The 16,370-nt window shown below is 67.2% G+C and carries 15 protein-coding genes; 10 read left to right on the top strand and 5 right to left on the bottom strand.

Annotation, left to right across the window (positions count from 1 at the left end; genetic code table 11):
• Positions 1–2: 2 nt before the first annotated feature.
• The 7 genes from FHS55_RS11465 to FHS55_RS11435 all read left to right on the top strand — a co-directional run bounded on the left by FHS55_RS11465 (position 3) and on the right by FHS55_RS11435 (position 7,832).
• Positions 3–3,104, top strand: a complete 3,102-nt coding sequence (locus FHS55_RS11465) for an efflux RND transporter permease subunit (protein WP_183189900.1) — start codon at positions 3–5, stop codon at positions 3,102–3,104.
• 195 nt (positions 3,105–3,299) lie between these two features.
• Complete coding sequence (locus FHS55_RS11460) at positions 3,300–4,766, top strand: PAS domain-containing sensor histidine kinase (protein ID WP_246340069.1); 1,467 nt, start codon at positions 3,300–3,302, stop codon at positions 4,764–4,766.
• Entirely contained in the window at positions 4,763–5,410 is a 648-nt protein-coding gene (locus FHS55_RS11455) for a response regulator transcription factor (RefSeq protein ID WP_183189899.1), read from the top strand. The genes FHS55_RS11460 and FHS55_RS11455 overlap by 4 nt, the downstream gene beginning before the upstream one ends.
• Before the next feature lie 120 nt (positions 5,411–5,530).
• Entirely contained in the window at positions 5,531–5,908 is a 378-nt protein-coding gene (locus FHS55_RS11450; protein WP_183190272.1) for a response regulator transcription factor, read from the top strand.
• A 79-nt stretch (positions 5,909–5,987) separates the two neighbouring features.
• Positions 5,988–6,515, top strand: coding sequence for a hypothetical protein (locus FHS55_RS11445; protein WP_183189898.1), 528 nt, complete (start codon positions 5,988–5,990; stop codon positions 6,513–6,515).
• 152 nt (positions 6,516–6,667) lie between these two features.
• Entirely contained in the window at positions 6,668–7,186 is a 519-nt protein-coding gene (locus tag FHS55_RS11440; RefSeq protein WP_183189897.1) for a Dps family protein, read from the top strand.
• 241 nt (positions 7,187–7,427) lie between these two features.
• On the top strand, positions 7,428–7,832 hold the full coding sequence (locus tag FHS55_RS11435; protein ID WP_183189896.1) for a (R)-mandelonitrile lyase: 405 nt from the start codon (positions 7,428–7,430) through the stop codon (positions 7,830–7,832).
• A 28-nt stretch (positions 7,833–7,860) separates the two neighbouring features.
• Here FHS55_RS11435 and FHS55_RS11430 read toward each other — a convergent pair whose 3' ends face one another.
• The 4 genes from FHS55_RS11430 to ppk2 all read right to left on the bottom strand — a co-directional run bounded on the left by FHS55_RS11430 (position 7,861) and on the right by ppk2 (position 11,066).
• Positions 7,861–9,093, bottom strand: a complete 1,233-nt coding sequence (locus tag FHS55_RS11430) for an HlyD family secretion protein (RefSeq protein ID WP_183189895.1) — start codon at positions 9,091–9,093, stop codon at positions 7,861–7,863.
• Positions 9,086–9,517, bottom strand: a complete 432-nt coding sequence (locus FHS55_RS11425) for a hypothetical protein (protein WP_183189894.1) — start codon at positions 9,515–9,517, stop codon at positions 9,086–9,088. The genes FHS55_RS11430 and FHS55_RS11425 overlap by 8 nt, the downstream gene beginning before the upstream one ends.
• 176 nt (positions 9,518–9,693) lie before the next feature.
• The gene (locus tag FHS55_RS11420) at positions 9,694–10,194 is read right to left on the bottom strand and encodes a hypothetical protein (protein WP_183189893.1); all 501 of its coding nucleotides are present in this window, start codon (positions 10,192–10,194) and stop codon (positions 9,694–9,696) included.
• Positions 10,195–10,259: 65 nt separating this feature from the next.
• Positions 10,260–11,066 (bottom strand): polyphosphate kinase 2, encoded by an 807-nt coding sequence (ppk2, locus tag FHS55_RS11415; RefSeq protein WP_183189892.1) that lies wholly within the window; start codon positions 11,064–11,066, stop codon positions 10,260–10,262.
• A gap of 413 nt (positions 11,067–11,479) precedes the next feature.
• Here ppk2 and FHS55_RS11410 point away from each other — a divergent pair, with 413 nt between their 5' ends.
• The 3 genes from FHS55_RS11410 (at position 11,480) to fabI (ending at position 15,523) form a co-directional block, all read left to right on the top strand.
• Positions 11,480–13,705 (top strand): DUF3141 domain-containing protein, encoded by a 2,226-nt coding sequence (locus FHS55_RS11410; RefSeq protein WP_343056129.1) that lies wholly within the window; start codon positions 11,480–11,482, stop codon positions 13,703–13,705.
• A complete protein-coding gene (locus tag FHS55_RS11405) occupies positions 13,698–14,663 on the top strand; it encodes a phosphate acetyltransferase (RefSeq protein ID WP_183189891.1) in 966 nt (321 codons plus the stop codon). Before FHS55_RS11410 ends, FHS55_RS11405 begins: the two co-directional genes overlap by 8 nt.
• Positions 14,664–14,737: 74 nt before the next feature.
• Positions 14,738–15,523 carry an enoyl-ACP reductase FabI gene (gene fabI / locus FHS55_RS11400; RefSeq protein ID WP_183189890.1) on the top strand — a complete coding sequence of 262 codons (786 nt, stop codon included), beginning with the start codon at positions 14,738–14,740 and terminating at the stop codon, positions 15,521–15,523.
• 42 nt (positions 15,524–15,565) lie between these two features.
• On the opposite strand, the gene fabG is transcribed toward fabI, so the two are convergent.
• Complete coding sequence (gene fabG / locus FHS55_RS11395; protein WP_183189889.1) at positions 15,566–16,345, bottom strand: 3-oxoacyl-ACP reductase FabG; 780 nt, start codon at positions 16,343–16,345, stop codon at positions 15,566–15,568.
• Positions 16,346–16,370: the final 25 nt, after the last annotated feature.

The raw sequence follows: 16,370 nt of genomic DNA, 5'->3' as shown, positions 1-16,370 counted from the left end.
CCATGTCGCTCTCCTCCTGGTTCATCCGCCACCCGATCGGCACCTCGCTGCTGATGGCCGGCCTGCTCGCGCTCGGCGCCGCCGCCTTCCCGCGCCTGCCGGTGGCGCCGCTGCCCGATGTCGATTTCCCGACACTGCAGGTCGCGACGCAATTGCCCGGCGCCAGCCCGGAAATCATCGCCTCCTCGGTGACGCAGCCGCTGGAACGCCAGTTCGGCGAGATACCGGGCCTGTCGCAGATGACCTCCATCTCGACGCTCGGCAATTCGTCGATCACGCTGCAGTTCAATCTCGGCGTTTCGATCAATTCGGCGGCGCAGGACGTGCAGACCGCGATCAACGCCGCCGGCGGGCAATTGCCCACCAACCTGCCGGCACCCCCGACCTACCGGAAGGTAAACCCGGCCGATCCGCCGATCCTCGTGCTGGCGCTCAGCTCGAAGACGCTGCCCATCATCCAGGTCGACGATTTCGCCGAAAACGTCCTGCAGCAGCATATCAGCCAGATCGGCGGCGTCGGTCAGGTCTCGGTGTTCGGCCAGCAGAAGCCTTCGGTGCGCATCCAGGTGGACCCCTCGAAGGTCGCCAATCTGGGCCTGTCGCTGGAAGATATCCGCAGCGCCATCGTCTCGACGACGGTGAACGATCCAAAGGGCACGGTGCAGGGCCGCCAGCGCACCTTCACCCTGTTCGACAACGACCAGCTGACCACGGCCGCGCCATGGCGCGACGCCATCCTCGCCTGGCGCAATGGTGCCCCCGTGCGGGTGCGCGACATCGGCACCGCGGTGGATGCGCCGGAGAACGACCAGCTCGCCGCCTGGGCGAATGGGCAGAAGGCCATTCTCCTGCCGGTGTTCAAGCTGCCCGGCGCCAACGTCATCGACACGGTCGACCAGATCAAGGCGCAGCTGCCCACGCTGATGGCGAGCGCCCCGGCCGGGCTCGATCTGGAGATCGTCAGCGACCGCACCGGCACGATCCGCGCCTCGGTGGCCGATGTGGAGAAGACCCTCGTCATCACCATCGTTCTCGTCGTCGCCGTGATCTTCGTCTTCCTGCGCAACGTCAGGGCAACGATCATCCCCTCGCTGGCCGTGCCGCTCGCCATCGTCGGCACGTTCGCGGCGATGTATGTGTGCGGCTACAGCCTCGACAACCTCTCGCTGATGGGCCTTTCCATCGCCGTCGGCTTCGTGGTGGACGATGCCATCGTCATGCTGGAGAACATCGAGCGACATCTGGAAATGGGCAAGACCCCTCTCCAGGCCGCGCTCGACGGCTCGGCCGAGATCGGCTTCACCATCCTGTCCATCAGCCTGTCGCTGATTGCGGTGTTCATTCCGCTACTGCTGATGGGCGGCATCGTCGGCCGGCTGTTCCGCGAATTCGCCGTCACGGTGACGATCACCATCGCCGTCTCGGCCTTCGTCTCGCTGACGCTGACCCCCATGCTGTGCGCGCTGTTCCTCAAGCCGAAGAGCAAGGAGGAGACGCACGGCCGGCTCTACCTATTTTCCGAGCGCGGCTTCGACGCGCTGCTCGCGGGCTATCGGGTGACGCTGGATATGGCGCTTGGCCATGCGCGCATCACGCTCGCCATTTTCCTCGCGGCGGTCGCGGCGACCGGCGTGCTGTTCTACGAAATTCCCAAGGGCTTCTTCCCCCAGCAGGATACCGGCCTGATCATCGGCGTGTCGGAAGCGGCGCAGGACATTTCCTTCGCCGAGATGGTCAAGCACCAGCTCGCCCTCGCCGAGATCGTCGCGGCCGATCCCGACGTGGTGACGGTCGGCATGGGGGTCGGCGCGGGTGCCGGCCAGACGGTGAATAACGGCAAGATGTTCATCACCCTGAAGCCGCGCGAGGAGCGCCAGGCCTCGGCCTTCCAGATCATCGACCGGCTGAACGCCCGGCTGGCCAAGGTCGAGGGAGCCGCGCTGTTTCTCCAGGCGGCGCAGGACCTCAACATTGGCGGGCGTGTGGCGCGCACCCAGTTCCAGTACACGCTGCAGGACGGCAATATCGACGAGCTCAACGCATGGGCGCCGAAGATGCTGGCGAAGCTGAAGACCCTGCCCGAGCTGACCAGCCTCGCCTCGGACCAGCAGGCCGGCGGCACCACGCTGACGCTCACCATCGACCGCGACCAGGCGGAGCGGCTCGGCATCAGTCCCGCGCTGATCGACAACACGCTGTATGACGCGTTCGGACAACGGGAGGTGACGCAGTATTTCACCCAGCTCAACAGCTACCACGTCATTCTTGAAGTGCTGCCGGAGCTGCAGAATTCGCCGCGCGCGCTCGACGATCTCTATGTCACCTCCCCGATCACCGGCCAACAGGTGCCGCTCAGCGTCCTCGCCAAGTGGACGTCGCTGCCCACCAGCTTCCTCTCGATCAACCACCAGTCGCAGTTTCCCTCGGTAACGCTGTCCTTCAATCTGGCGGCGGGCGTGGCGCTGGGCGACGCGGTGGCGGCGATCCACCGGGCGGAAACCGAGATCGGCAAGCCGGCGACGCTGACCGGCGCCTTCCAGGGCAATGCGCAGGCCTTCCAGCAGTCTCTGGCCAGCGAGCCCGCGCTGGTGCTCGCCGCCCTGCTGGTGATCTATGTGATCCTCGGCGTGCTCTATGAGAGCTATGTCCACCCCCTGACCATCCTCTCCACCCTGCCCTCGGCAGGGCTCGGGGCGCTGATCATGCTGTGGATGTTCGGCTTCGACTTCTCGATCATCGCGCTGATCGGCCTGATCCTCCTGATCGGCATCGTGAAGAAGAACGGCATCATGATCGTGGACTTCGCCATCGAGCGCGAGCGGGTCGACGGAATGTCGCCCCATGACGCGATCCGCGAGGCCTGCCTGCTGCGTTTCCGCCCGATCCTGATGACCACCTTCGCCGCGCTGCTGGCCGGCGTGCCGTTGATGCTGGGCCATGGCACCGGATCGGAGCTGCGCCAGCCGCTTGGCTACGCCATCGTCGGCGGGCTGGTGGTGAGCCAGTTGCTCACCCTCTACACCACGCCGGTGATCTTCCTGTTCCTCGACCGGATCGGCCGCCGGCGCCGGCCCGAGCCCTCCCCCGCCGGGGCGCATGGCTGAGAGGACGGTGCGGGCGATGGGGAAACAGGCTTGGGGGAGACTTGCCGTTGCGCCAGCGCGCCCACCCGCTACCCTCGCAGCGCGCTGAGGATCGCACGAGTGGCACCGTGCTATTCGACAAGCATGCAACCCTAGGGAAAGACGCCCGCCGCGGAAGTCTGGAATTTCGCGGCGGGGATAGACACGCAGGGGCAGATGGACCGTTTTCAACCACCGACCCGGCGAGACGCGCGCAGCGTCGCCACGACGCGCAACTGGCAGATGGCGATTCTCGTGATCGTGCTGGCCGCGGCGATTTTCGCGGTCGACACGTTCTCGCCGCTCGATATGGCGATCGCCGTGCTCTACGTCGTCGTCGTGCTGCTGTCGGCGCCGTATTTCGAGCGCAAGGGCGTCCTGGCGGTCGGCGGCCTGTGCATCGCGCTCGCCATGATGAGCTTCGTGTGGATGCACGCCCATGATCTCGACCCCGGCGCCATCATGCGCTGCCTCGTGAGCATCGCCGCCATTTCCGTCACCACGCTGCTGGCGTTGAGGAATGAAGAAGCCACGCGGTCGCTCCGGGAGCAGGCCGACCTGCTCGACCTGACGCATGACGCCATCTTCGTGCGCGAGGCCACCGACACCATCCTCTACTGGAGCAAGGGCGCGGAAGAACTCTATGGTTGGTGCCGAACCGAGGCCATCGGCCAGAAGACGGCGCAACTGCTGCGCACCGTGTTCCCTTCGCCGCCGGCCGACATTCGCGCGGAATTGCTGCGCACCGGCCGATGGGAGGGTGAACTCATCCACCGCCGCAAGGATGGGTCCGAAGTGGTCGTCATGAGCCGCTGGTCGCTGCAGCGGGACGAGCGCGGGCGTCCCGCCCTCACCATGGAGACCAACAGCGACATCAGCGAGCGGCGCAAGGCCGAGGACGCCCTGCACAAGGCCGAGAGCGAACTTGCCCATGTCACCCGTGTCACCACCATGGGCGAACTGACCGCCTCCATCGCGCATGAAATCAACCAGCCGCTCGCCGCCGTCGTCACCAATGGCGAGGCCTGCCTGCGCTGGCTCGGCCGGCCGGTTCCCGATATCGGCGAGGCCAGGGCCACGGTGGAGCGCATGATCAGCAATGGCCGGCGGGCCAGCCAGGTGGTCGCGCGGCTGCGCTCGCTCGCCCGCCGCAGCGATCCCGAGCACCGGCCGGTCGACGTCAACGAAGTGGTGGACGACGTCCTGCTGCTGCTGGAACGCGAATTGTCCACCCACCGCGTGGCGCTCGAACTGACGCTCGACCGCAGCCTGCCGACCATTCTCGGCGACCGTGTTCAGCTGCAGCAGGTCATGCTCAATCTGGCGCTCAATGCCGTCCAGGCCATGGATGCCATCGCGCCCAAGCGCCGACGGCTCGGCTTCGTCACCCGGCGGTCGGCTACGGCGGAGGATGACGGCGTGATCATCGAGGTCAAGGATAGCGGGCCGGGGATCGAAGCCGCCAATCTGCCCTTGCTGTTCAATGCCTTCTACACGACCAAGAAGGAAGGCATGGGAATGGGCCTGTCCATTTCCCGCTCCATCATCGAAGCCCATAGCGGGCGCATCGTGCCCACGTTGAGGGAGGGCGGCGGCATGCTCTTCACCGTCAAGCTGCCCATCGCGAAGGAAACCCAGCCGTGAATACCCGCTCGCCGAATGCCGCTTCCGCCGAACCGCTGGTCATCGTGGTGGATGACGACCAGGCCCTGCGCGAGGCGCTCTCCAGCCTGTTCCGTTCGGTCGGCCTGCAGGTGGAACTGTTCGCCTCGGCCAGCGAGCTTCTGGCCGCCCGCCTGCCCGAAGTGCCGCGCTGCCTCGTGCTCGACATCCGCCTGCCCGGCGTGAGCGGGCTGGACTTCCAGGGGCAGCTGGCTCGCTCGGAGATCGACATGCCGATCATCTTCATGACCGGGCACGGCGACATTCCCATGTCCGTGCGGGCGATGAAGGCCGGCGCGGTGGATTTCCTCACCAAGCCGTTCCGCGACCAGGACATGCTGGACGCGGTCGCCACTGCGATCCAGCTCGACCGTTCGCGCCGCGACGAGTTGAAGGCCGTGTCCGATGTACAGGGAATGTTCGAGACGCTCAGTCCGCGCGAGAAGCAGGTCATGACGCTGGTAACCTCCGGCCTGATGAACAAGCAGGTCGCCGCCGAGGTCGGTCTCAGCGAGATCACGGTGAAGATTCACCGCGGCCACGTCATGCGGAAGATGGGCGCCCGCTCGCTGGCCGACCTTGTCCGGCTTGCCGAGACGTTGGGCCTGCACAATGCCAAGAGATAAAGCGACAAACCTGCGTATAATTCGAAAGTCGGGTCTGTTCGGCCTATATTGTGGGTAGATCAGCGGCGCCACGCCGCGCGGCTTCTCCGAATCGAGGTACCTCACGTGTCCGCCACTCCGATGATTTCGATCATCGATGACGACGAGTCTGTGCGCGTCGCCACCGAAAGCCTCGTCAGATCGCTGGGCCTGAAGGCCCGCACCTTCGCCTCCGCCGAGGATTTTCTCCAGTCGGCGCTGGTGGGGACGACCTCCTGTGTGATCACCGACGTGCAGATGCCGGGCATGAGCGGCGTCGAGCTGCAAAGCGTGCTGCGTGCCCGCGGCGATACCACGCCGCTCATCTTCATCACCGCCTTCCCCGAGGAGCGCGTCCGCCGGCAGGTCGATGCGGGCGGCGCCGTCGGCTTTCTGGCCAAGCCCTTCGATGGCGCGGACATGATCGCCTGCATCGACCGGGCGCTGGGCGAGGGCAGTCTCGTCTCGCTCAATTCGTGACACCGGCCGCCGCGCCGGTTCATATCGCGCCGATCCCTTCCGCCCTGGAACCGGACCGAATCGCGGCGATGATCAGACCATGCCCGAGCCCACGGCCCCACCGCCGGCACGAAGGCGCTCCCTGCTGCTTGCAGCGCTGAGCTGCGTCTTTCGCCTCGTTGCCACGCTCGTCATCCTGCTCGACGAACTGGTGCGGCCGATCTATCGCCCCCTGATCCGGCGCCTTGCCGCGCTCGCGCTCATGCAGGCCTTCGAGCGCTGGATCGCGGCGCGCGGCCCCCTCACCGTGCTGGCGCTGCTGCTGGTTCCCTACGCCACCGTCGAGCCGCTGAAATTCGTCGCGCTGCTGTGGATCGCCAAGGGCACGGTGCGCTCCGGCACGGTCCTGCTCATCCTCGCTCACCTCGTCAGCTTCGTGCTGATCGAACGCATCTTCACCGCCGGCAAGCCCAAGCTCATGACCATCGGGTGGATGGCATGGATCATCACCTCGGCCAGCGCGATCCGCGATCGAATCGTCGCGCGGCTGCGCCTCGACACGCTCAAGCGGCGGGCGCGGGCACTGTTTCGCCGCCTGAGGGCGAGCCTGCGCCGCCCCCCGGAATAGCGGAGGCAAACGCACGTATAGGTCATCGACACGTCCGGTCACTTCTTACCGACACGCGCGCGCACTAGAACAGAGATGTTCCGCCTGCGAATGGTGGAACCGACCGGTCCCTTGTCGGGCCGACCGTCACCGAACGCCAATGGAGCGCCACAATGGATACCACCGCGGCAAAGGCCCGTCGAACCGCCCCCCTGCAGACGCCGACCGATCTCGGCACGGACGCCACGCGTGACGTCTCCGCCGCCCTCACGGCCCTCCTCGCCGACGTGTTCGTCCTCTACGTGAAGACCAAGAACTTCCACTGGCACATGTCCGGCCCGCATTTCCGCGACTATCACCTGATGCTGGACGACCAGGGCGAGCAGATCTTCGCCATGACCGACGCCATCGCCGAGCGCGCCCGCAAGATCGGCGGCACCACGCTGCGCTCGGTCGGCCACATCAAGCGTCTTCAGCGGATTCCCGACAACGACGCCGAGTTCGTGACCCCCGAGGACATGCTGGCCGAGCTGGCCGAGGACAACAAGAAGCTGACCTCGATCCTGCGCGAAGTACATGCGGTCGCCGAGGAATATAACGACGTCGCCACCACCAGCCTGCTCGAGGTCTGGATCGACGAGACCGAGCGCCGCACGTGGTTCCTGTGGGAAACCACCCGCGGGGTCAACTGACCCCTCAGGCCTCACGCCTCAGGCCTCACGCCGCGCCGGCATCCCGCTGGGCCGGCATCCCGCTGGGCCGGCAACCGCCCGGATGGATTGACGCCCGGGCGGCTCATGGCGTCTTCTCTCGCCGTCCGGTTGCCGGGCGCGTTTTCCCACGGCCCGAATACCGGTTCACCCTGTCGAAAACGCGCCGAGGCCGACATGGCGGGGCTTTCCGGCAGGGGCCGGCGGTGAGGGAGAGAGGCACATGGATATTCTGCGACACGGCGCGCTGCCCCCGATCGACGGGCCGGCGGAGTATTTCACCGGCTCCGTTCAGCTGGCCTCGCGCTTCCAGCGCAACGCCCCGGCGCGAGTGGGCGGCGCCATCGTCACCTTCCAGCCCGGCGCGCGCACCGCGTGGCATACCCATCCTCTGGGACAGACCCTCATCGTCACCGCCGGCCAAGGCTGGGCGCAGCGCGAGGGCGGCCCGCGCGAGGAGATTACCGTGGGCGACGTCATCTGGTTCGCCCCGGGGGAGCGTCACTGGCACGGCGCCACGACGGACAGCGCCATGACCCATGTGGCCATCAGCGAGGAGCTCGACGGGCGCAGCGTCGACTGGCTGGAGCCGGTCGCCGATCCCGATTACCGCGGCGAAGCCGGATAGGCCGCCGCGGGTCCTCGCATGGCGGGCCTCAGTGCCCGCCGAATACCAGCGTCTGAATGGGCATGATCAGAGCCTGCAGCCGCAGCAGCAGCGCGTGCACCAGCGCGACCGTATCCACCATGTGCAGGTAGAACGCCTGCATCATTCCCAGATCGCCTGCCGCCAGCCGCTCATGGTTGGACGAATAGGCGTTGGCGATGCAGCTCGACCCCGGCGGCACCCCGTCGAGCCCCCCTTCATAGAGCGGCTCGAGCTGGACCGTGATCGTGCCGGGCTGCTGCACCTGCCGCGCGTCGATCAGTTGCTCGGTGGCGCGGAACTGGCCGGCGGCGATGTATTCCTGCACCTCGGTAACGACCATCGGGATGATGGCGAAGGGCTTGGAGATGCAGGTGGCTTCCGCCACCATGCCCGGCTTCATCACCTGCGCCTCGATCTGGCCAAAACCGGCGATCAGCCGCTCCCGGCCGGCATTGTCGGGAATAAGCACCCCGGCCGCCCGGATCATCGGATTGACGAGGTCGCCCACCTTGAGCGCGAACTGCTCGACACGCCCGCTCACGCCGGCCCGCACCACCGTCTTGGCAAGTTCCGTCTCGGCCTGCGCGAGCGCGGCCACGGCGCTGGCCTTCTGCGCCGGCAGGAGGCTGTCGAGCCGGGCCTGCGCGCCCTCCCGCGCCGCATTGGCGGCGGCAAGCGCGCCCTGGCGCCCGTCCACCACGTTCTGCAGCCGCTCGATCTCGCGCCGCGCCACCACGTCGGCATTGCGGGCGTTGAGCTCCTGCTTGGTTTTCAGCTCATCCCTGGCCTGCTGCAGCGATTCCGCGGCCTGCAGGATCTGCCCGTCGGCCACCGCGATATCGGAGCGAGCGACGATCATCGACGCATCGGTCTCCTCGATCCGCCGGCGCGCCGCCTCGACCGCCGCCCGCTCGCTGGAATCGTCGAGACGCAGGATCGGCTGGCCCTGCTCCACATGGTCGCTGACACCGACATAGACCTCCGCCACCCGGCCCACCGCCTCCGGCAGGATCGACACGGTGCGGAAATAGGCGGTGACGTTGGTCGAGGCGGGATGGTTGTAGAAGATGATGGTGATGAGGCTGACCGTCAGCATCAGGCAGGTGGTGATGCCCCACCTGAGTTCGTACCACACCGAGTAAAGCGTGATCTCGCGGCCGAACCTCTTGCCCTGCGCGAAGCGCCGATAGAGGTAGTCCGGCAGCACGGTGAGCATCGAGCACAGCATGAGCTCAAGCATGATGGCCCCCCGTGCTGGCGCCGCGCTGGGCTGATGCCGGCGCGGAAGCCGGCAGTTCGGGCGGTAACGGGTCGGGAGGCGAAATATCGGCCACCGCCTCCGAGGCGCGGGCGATGCGGTTCAGCGGCGACACCAGATCCGGCAGGTCGATGAAGGCCAGCAATAGCGCGATCACCCAGAACAGGTGGTTATGCGTGAACAGCGCCAGCAGGCACAGCACCGCCACAATCTCGAACTGAAGCTTCTGGCCCTTGTGGGCCATGCGCTCGGGAAGCGAATGCAGCGTGAGGAAAAGCACGCCGATCAACGCGACCGAGACGATCAACGTCACCACGGCGGCGATCATCAACCCGTCCGTACCGTCCGGCGCGGTGATGAAGAACGGCAGATGGGCGGGAGCGGATAGGTGCGGCGCGGCCGTCATGGCCTTGGACTCCCCTGGCGTCGTCGCGCCCGCGCGGTGCTGGTCCGGGTCGCGCCGTGGACCCGCCATCGGCGGGTCCATTTCGTCCCGCGCCACCGGTCGGCGGGCTGTTCGGAGATTACCTTATCCCGACGCGCTTTCAGGGCGTCAACAGGCTTTCGCGTCGCCTACCCGCCTTATCTACCGCCCCAGGTGAGGAACAGCCCGACATCGCCCGGCATGCCCTTCGGCCAGTCGACGATCATCGCCGCCAGCCCGAAGCCGGCCGGCTTCAGCCGGTCGCGCCACAGTTCATAGGCCTGGCGCGGGCGGCCGGTCAGCGTGTCCGGCCAGCCCTGCAGCGTGTTGTTGATGGCGCGACCCTGGTCGGTGCACAGGCTGTTGGGAAAGCGCATCACCATCAATTCGGTTTCCCCGCGCTCGGCCGCAGCGCGAAGCTTGACCAGCAGGCTCTGGGTGATCTCCTCCAGCTTCTGCGGCGTCACCTCGATCGGCTCGGCCAGCGTCTTGGCGAGTTCCTCCCGCGCGCGGTCGGCCTTGTCCATCGCCTCGACCATCTCGTTGGCGCGCGCGGTGGCGACCTTGTCCATGTAGCCGCGCAGATCGGATGCCGACATGAAGCTCTCGTCACCGAGCTGCCGCTGGGCGGCGCCGGAGATCTTCTCGGTCTCACTCATTGTCTACTCCATGCCTTCGGTACAGAGGTTAGAAGGGTCGTCGCGCAGGAAGCGGGGCCGCCGGGTCAGAACGTGGCCGGCACATGGTGGCGGATGTCCTCGGGCTCGACATAGCCGTCGGCCTTCTGGCGCTTGGGCAGCTTGATCTTGACGTGCTTGGCCGCCTCATAGGGCAGCTTCGACAGAAGATGGGTGATGATGTTGAGCCGCGCGCGGCGCTTGTCGTTGGAATCCACGACATACCAGGGCGCCCACGGCGTGTCGGATGCCGCGAACATGTCGTCGCGGGCGCGGGAATAGTCGTACCAGCGGCCATAGGACTTGAGGTCCATGGGCGAGAGCTTCCAGATCTTGCGTGGATCATTGATGCGCGACTCGATCCGCCGGGTCTGCTCCTGCGGGCTGACCTCCAGCCAGTATTTCAGCAGCACCACGCCGGATTCGATCATCGCTTTCTCGACGCCGTTGATCGAATCGAGGAACTTCTTCGCCTGCTGCTCGGTGCAGAAGCCCATGACACGCTCGACGCCGGCGCGATTGTACCAGCTGCGGTCGAAGATCACGATTTCCCCCGCGGCGGGCAGATGCGGCAGGTAGCGCTGCGCGTACATCTGCGTCTTCTCGCGCTCGGTCGGCGGCGGCAGTGCCACCACGCGAAAGACGCGGGGACTGACGCGCTCGGTGATCGCCTTGATGGCGCCGCCCTTGCCCGCGGTATCGCGTCCCTCGAAAATCACGCAGACCTTGGCACCGGTCCGCCTGATCCATTCCTGCAGGCTCACCAGCTCGCCATGCAGGCGCTTCAGTTCCTGGTCATAGACCTTGCGCGAGAGTTTTTCGTCGTCGGCGGCTTCGTTGTTTTTCTCGCCCATGTTCCACCTCCCGGGCGGCCGGCTTCCCGCCGCCGCCTAGCCTCGATGAGTGCTCTCCGGACATTGCCGGCCGGAGACGGCATTCTCGGGCGGCCGGCATCGAACCCGCCCCGGCCCCGCATTGGCCGTCGACGCCCGGATCTGGAAGCATGTTCGCGTTGTCGAACCCGTGCGCATTTGGCACCATTGCGCTGGCAGCGCCCTTGATCTGGCTCAACGATGGGAGCGCGCTGCAACCAGCGGGGTAACTCTGCGGCAAGGACGTGCCGCTCGCAAGTCCAGAGACAGTGACCCGACAGAAACCGCGAGGGACCTGCCGGCCGAGGCGTTGATACCCGTCAAGGCGGCAAGCGCCGCCATCGGCGAGACTGCGGTGTGCGCTTATCGTGAAGCGACATAGCGGAGGAACGGACGTGAACGCTCACGGGGCGAATATCCTCTCCGACGCCGGGGCCTATCTCGTGGACGCGGGCCAGCGGTGGACGCTGTATCTCGACGCGATGCGTCGGCGCGGCCTGCAATATGAGGAGCACATGGCGCAAACCGCGCCCAACGTGCTCGACTACGAGGTGGAACTGGTCTGCGACGGGCGCGACCTGCCGCGGCCGGTGAATTACGGCCTGGTGCGCATCGTGCCGCCCGCGGGCGTGGAGATCGACGCGGCGAAGCGCGCCTTCATCATCGTCGATCCGCGCGCCGGCCACGGGCCGGGCATTGGCGGCTTCAAGGCCGACAGCGAGATCGGGGTCGCGCTGCAGGCCGGCCACGCCTGCTACTTCATCGGCTTCCTGCCCGATCCCATGCCCGGCCAGACCATCGAGGACGTCTCGCGCGCCGAGGCGGTGTTCATCGAGGCGGTGATCGAGCGCCACCCGCAGGCACAGGGCAAGCCCTGCGTCATCGGCAACTGCCAGGCCGGCTGGGCGGTCATGATGCTGGCGGCGGTACGGCCGGAACTGTTCGGCCCCATCATCATCGCCGGCGCGCCGCTCTCCTACTGGGCCGGCGTGACGGGGGCGAACCCGATGCGCTATTCCGGCGGCCTGCTGGGGGGTAGCTGGCTCACCGCGCTCACCAGCGACCTCGGCGCCGGCATTTTCGACGGCGCGTGGCTGGTGCAGAATTTCGAGAACCAGAACCCGGCCAACACGCTGTGGACCAAGCAGTACAACCTCTATTCCAAGGTCGACACCGAGGTCGACCGCTATCTCGGCTTCGAGAAATGGTGGGGCGGCCATGTCACGCTGAACGCGGAGGAAATCCAGTTCATCGTCGACGAGCTGTTCATCGGCAATCGGCTGGCCTGCGGCGAGATCCGCACGTCCGACGGCACCGCCATCGACCTGCGCAACATCCGCTCGCCGATCGTGGTGTTCTGTTCGCGCGGCGACAATATAACCCCGCCGCAGCAGGCGCTGGACTGGATCCTCGACCTCTATGACAATGTCGACGAGATCCGCTCCTACGGGCAGACCATCGTCTACACCGTGCACGACACGATCGGCCATCTCGGCATCTTCGTCTCGGCCAGCGTGGCGCGGAAGGAACATCAGGAATTCGCCTCGAATATCGACTTCATCGACATGCTGCCGCCCGGCCTCTATGAGGCGGTGTTCGAGCCGAAGGACGGGGACGACCCCTCGCGCGCCAACTGCGACTGGATCATGCGCTGCGAGGCGCGCGACCTCGACGATATCCGCGCGCTGGGCGGCAACGACATCGAGGACGAGCGCCGCTTCGCCACCGCCGCCCGCGTCTCGGACATCAACCTCGCGCTCTATCGCGCCGTGGCGCAGCCGGCGGTACGCGCGCTGGTCAATCCGGCGATGGCGCAGACGCTGCGCCGGCTGCATCCCCTGCGGCTGGGCTACGAATTGTTCGGTGCGCGCAATCCGCTTCTCTCAAATCTGGCCGACCTCGCCGCCAGGGTGCGCGAGGCGCGCCAGCCGGCCGCGCCCGACAACCCCTTTCTCAAGGTGCAGGAACAGGTCTCGCGCCAGATCGTCGAGGCCCTGGAAGGCTGGCGCAAGGCGGTCGAGCACCAGTCGGAGCAGACCTTCCGACAGATCTATGGCGCGCCGGTGCTGCAGGCCGCCGTCGGCATCGCGCCCACGCAATCGCAGCGTCCGCGCCGGGCGGCCAAGAACCGGCTTCACGCCGAACTCATCGCCAAGCGCATCGCGGAACTGCGCGAAGGCTTCACGCAGGGCGGCCTGCTCGCCGCCGGCGTGCGCACCCTGCTCTATATCGGCATGGCGCGCGGGCGGGCGGACGAGCGCGGCTTCGAGGCGCTGCGCCGGCTTCGCGAGAAGGGGCCGCTGGCCCGCCAGCTGACGCTCGAGGACTTCAAGCACCTTGTGCGCGAGCAGTTCTACATGCTGCTGATCGACCGCCCCGCCGCGCTGAAGGCCATCGCCGTGCTGCTGCCGGACGACCGCGAGACCCGGGCGGGCGTCTTCTCGCTGATCGAGGAGGTGCTCGGCGCCAGCGGGCCGCTCACCGACGAGGCGGCCCAGCGCCGTGAGGAGATGCGCCGTCTCTACGGCCTCGACACCCCCGCGCCGGCGTCCTCGCGAGACACCCCTCCCTCCGCCGGCCATCCGCCCGCCGCCCGCAAGGAACCGCACCCGCATGGCTGACACACGGCTCCCGCCCGGCACGGCCGGCCCCTCGAAATATGACCGGCTGATCGCCAAAGCCCGCGCCTGCGAGCCGGCGGTGACCATCGTCGCCCACCCGTGCGACGAGACCTCCCTGCGCGGCGCGCTGGAGGCCAGGTCGGCGGGGCTGATCGAGCCCATCCTGGTCGGGCCGCAAGCCAAGATCCGCTCGCTCGCGGCAAGCCTCGGCCTCGATCTCGCGGGGGTGGAAATCGTGGACGCGCCGCACAGCCATGGTGCGGCGGCCAAGGCGGTGGAGCTGGTGCGCGCGGGGCGCGGCGAGTTGCTCATGAAGGGCAGCCTGCACACGGACGAACTGATGAAGGAGGTTGCCGCCTCCGCCACCGGCCTGCGCACCGACCGGCGCATCAGCCATGTCTTCGTGATGGATGTGCCCGGTCATGAGGAAACGCTGTTCATCACCGATGCGGCGATCAACATCTTCCCCGACCTCGACGCCAAGCGCGACATCATCCAGAACGCCATCGACCTGTGGCGGGGTGTCGGCCTCGGCACGCCGAAGGTCGCCATCCTCTCGGCGGTGGAGACGGTGACGACCAAGATCCCCTCCACCATCGAGGCGGCGGCGCTGTGCAAGATGGCCGAGCGCGGCCAGATCACCGGCGGCATTGTCGATGGCCCGCTGGCCTTCGACAATGCCATCGATCCCGAGGCGGCACGCATCAAGGGCATCGTCTCGGCGGTCGCCGGGCACGGGCAGATCCTCGTCGTGCCGGACCTCGAGGCCGGCAACATGCTCGCGAAGAACCTCACCTTCCTCGCCCATGCCGATGCCGCCGGCATCGTGCTGGGCGCGCGCGTGCCGATCATCCTGACCTCGCGCGCGGACAGCGTGCGCACGCGGCTCGCCTCCTGCGCCGTCGCCACGCTCTATGCGAGCGCACGCCGCGGCATGACCCAGATCGTCGCCGACTAGAGCCGGATCCGGCTCTGGTCGTTGGACGGATAACGCGGTCCCCTCCGCCGTTTCCAACCCACACGGAGCGCGCCATGCCCATTCCCATCGCCAAGGCCAGGCTGCTTGACGGCAAGCGCGGGCTCATCGTCGGCATCGCCAATGACAGGTCGATCGCCTGGGGCTGTGCCCGCGCCTTCCGCGCCTTCGGGGCGGAACTGGCGGTCACCTATCTCAACGACAAGGCGCGCGCCCATGTGGAGCCGCTGGCGCGGGAACTGGAGGCGCCGATCTTCCTGCCGCTGGACGTCGCCGTGCCCGGCCAGATGGAAGCCGTGTTCGAGGCCATAGCGCGCGAATGGGGCACGCTCGACTTCGTGGTGCATTCCATCGCCTTCTCGCCGCAGGGCACGCTGGCCGGACGCGTGACCGACGCCCCGCTCGACGGCTTTCTCAAGACGATGGAAATTTCCTGCTGGTCGTTCATCCGCATGGCGCATCTCGCCGAGCCGCTGATGACGGAGGGCGGCACCCTGTTCACCATGACCTATTACGGCTCGGAGCGGGTGGTGGAGAACTACAACATCATGGGCGTGGCGAAGGCGGCGCTGGAGAGCGCGGTGCGCTACCTCGCGGCCGAGCTTGGCCCACGGGGCATCCGCGTGCACGCCATCTCGCCCGGCCCGCTCGCCACCCGCGCCTCCTCCGGCATCCCGGAATTCGACGCGCTGCTGGAGAAGGCGAAGACCAAGGCGCCCGCCCGCGAACTGGTATCGATCGACGATGTGGGCGCGGCCACCGCCTTCCTCGCCCATGACGCGGCCCGGCGGATGACCGGGCAGGTGCTCTATATCGACGGCGGCTACCACATCATGGACTGAGCGGCGCCGGAAACCGAGGGGCGATGGGCGCCCCTCCCCCGCTCAGGCCGTGCCCATCTCGTCCAGCGCCATCGGCGATTCCGGGAGAACCTGCCCGCCATCGATCACCAGCCCCTGCCCCGTGATGTAGCCCGCCTCCTCGCTGGCGAAGAACAGCGCGGCATTGGCGATGTCGGCCACCGCGCCGAGCTTCTTCATCGGCACGCAGGCGGCGGTGGCGGCGATATAGGCCTCGCCCATCCCTTCCATGCCCTCGGTGAGGATATTGCCCGGCATGACGGCGTTCACCGTGATGTTCCACGGCGCCAGCTCGATCGCGGCGGTGCGCATGAAGCCGAGCTGGCCGGCCTTCGACGCCCCGTAATGCGTCCAGCCGGGAAAGCCGGTGATCGGGCCGGTGATGGACGAGGTGATGACGATGCGCCCCTTTTTCTGCGCCTTCATCACTGGGAGCACGGCGGAAACCGAGAGGAACGTGCCCTTCAGGTTGGTGCCGATGACGTGGTCGAAATCGGCCGCCGTCATGTCGCCGAGCTTCGCGGCGGGAAAGATGCCGGCATTGGCGCACAGCACGTCGATCGCGCCATAGCGCTCCAGCGCCGCCTCGGCCATCGCCGCGCTGTCCTCGGGGCTGGTCACGTCGGCGGCGAAGGCCGAGGCATTGGGGCCGATCTCGCCAGCCACGCGCTGCGCGTCGGCAATGTGGCGGCTCACCACGAGAACGTTGAGCCCGGCCTCGCCGAAGCGCCGCGCGATGCCGCGCCCGATGCCCTTGCTGGCGCCGGTGACGATGACGGTTTTCCCCGCGAGCGACGTGAACATGGATCGTCAATTCCCGAATTTATAT

The organism is Ancylobacter tetraedralis, from assembly GCF_014195655.1.
GTDB lineage: Bacteria > Pseudomonadota > Alphaproteobacteria > Rhizobiales > Xanthobacteraceae > Ancylobacter > Ancylobacter tetraedralis.
Note: the sequence above shows the minus strand (reverse complement) of the source record. Positions and strands in the feature narration are given on the sequence as shown.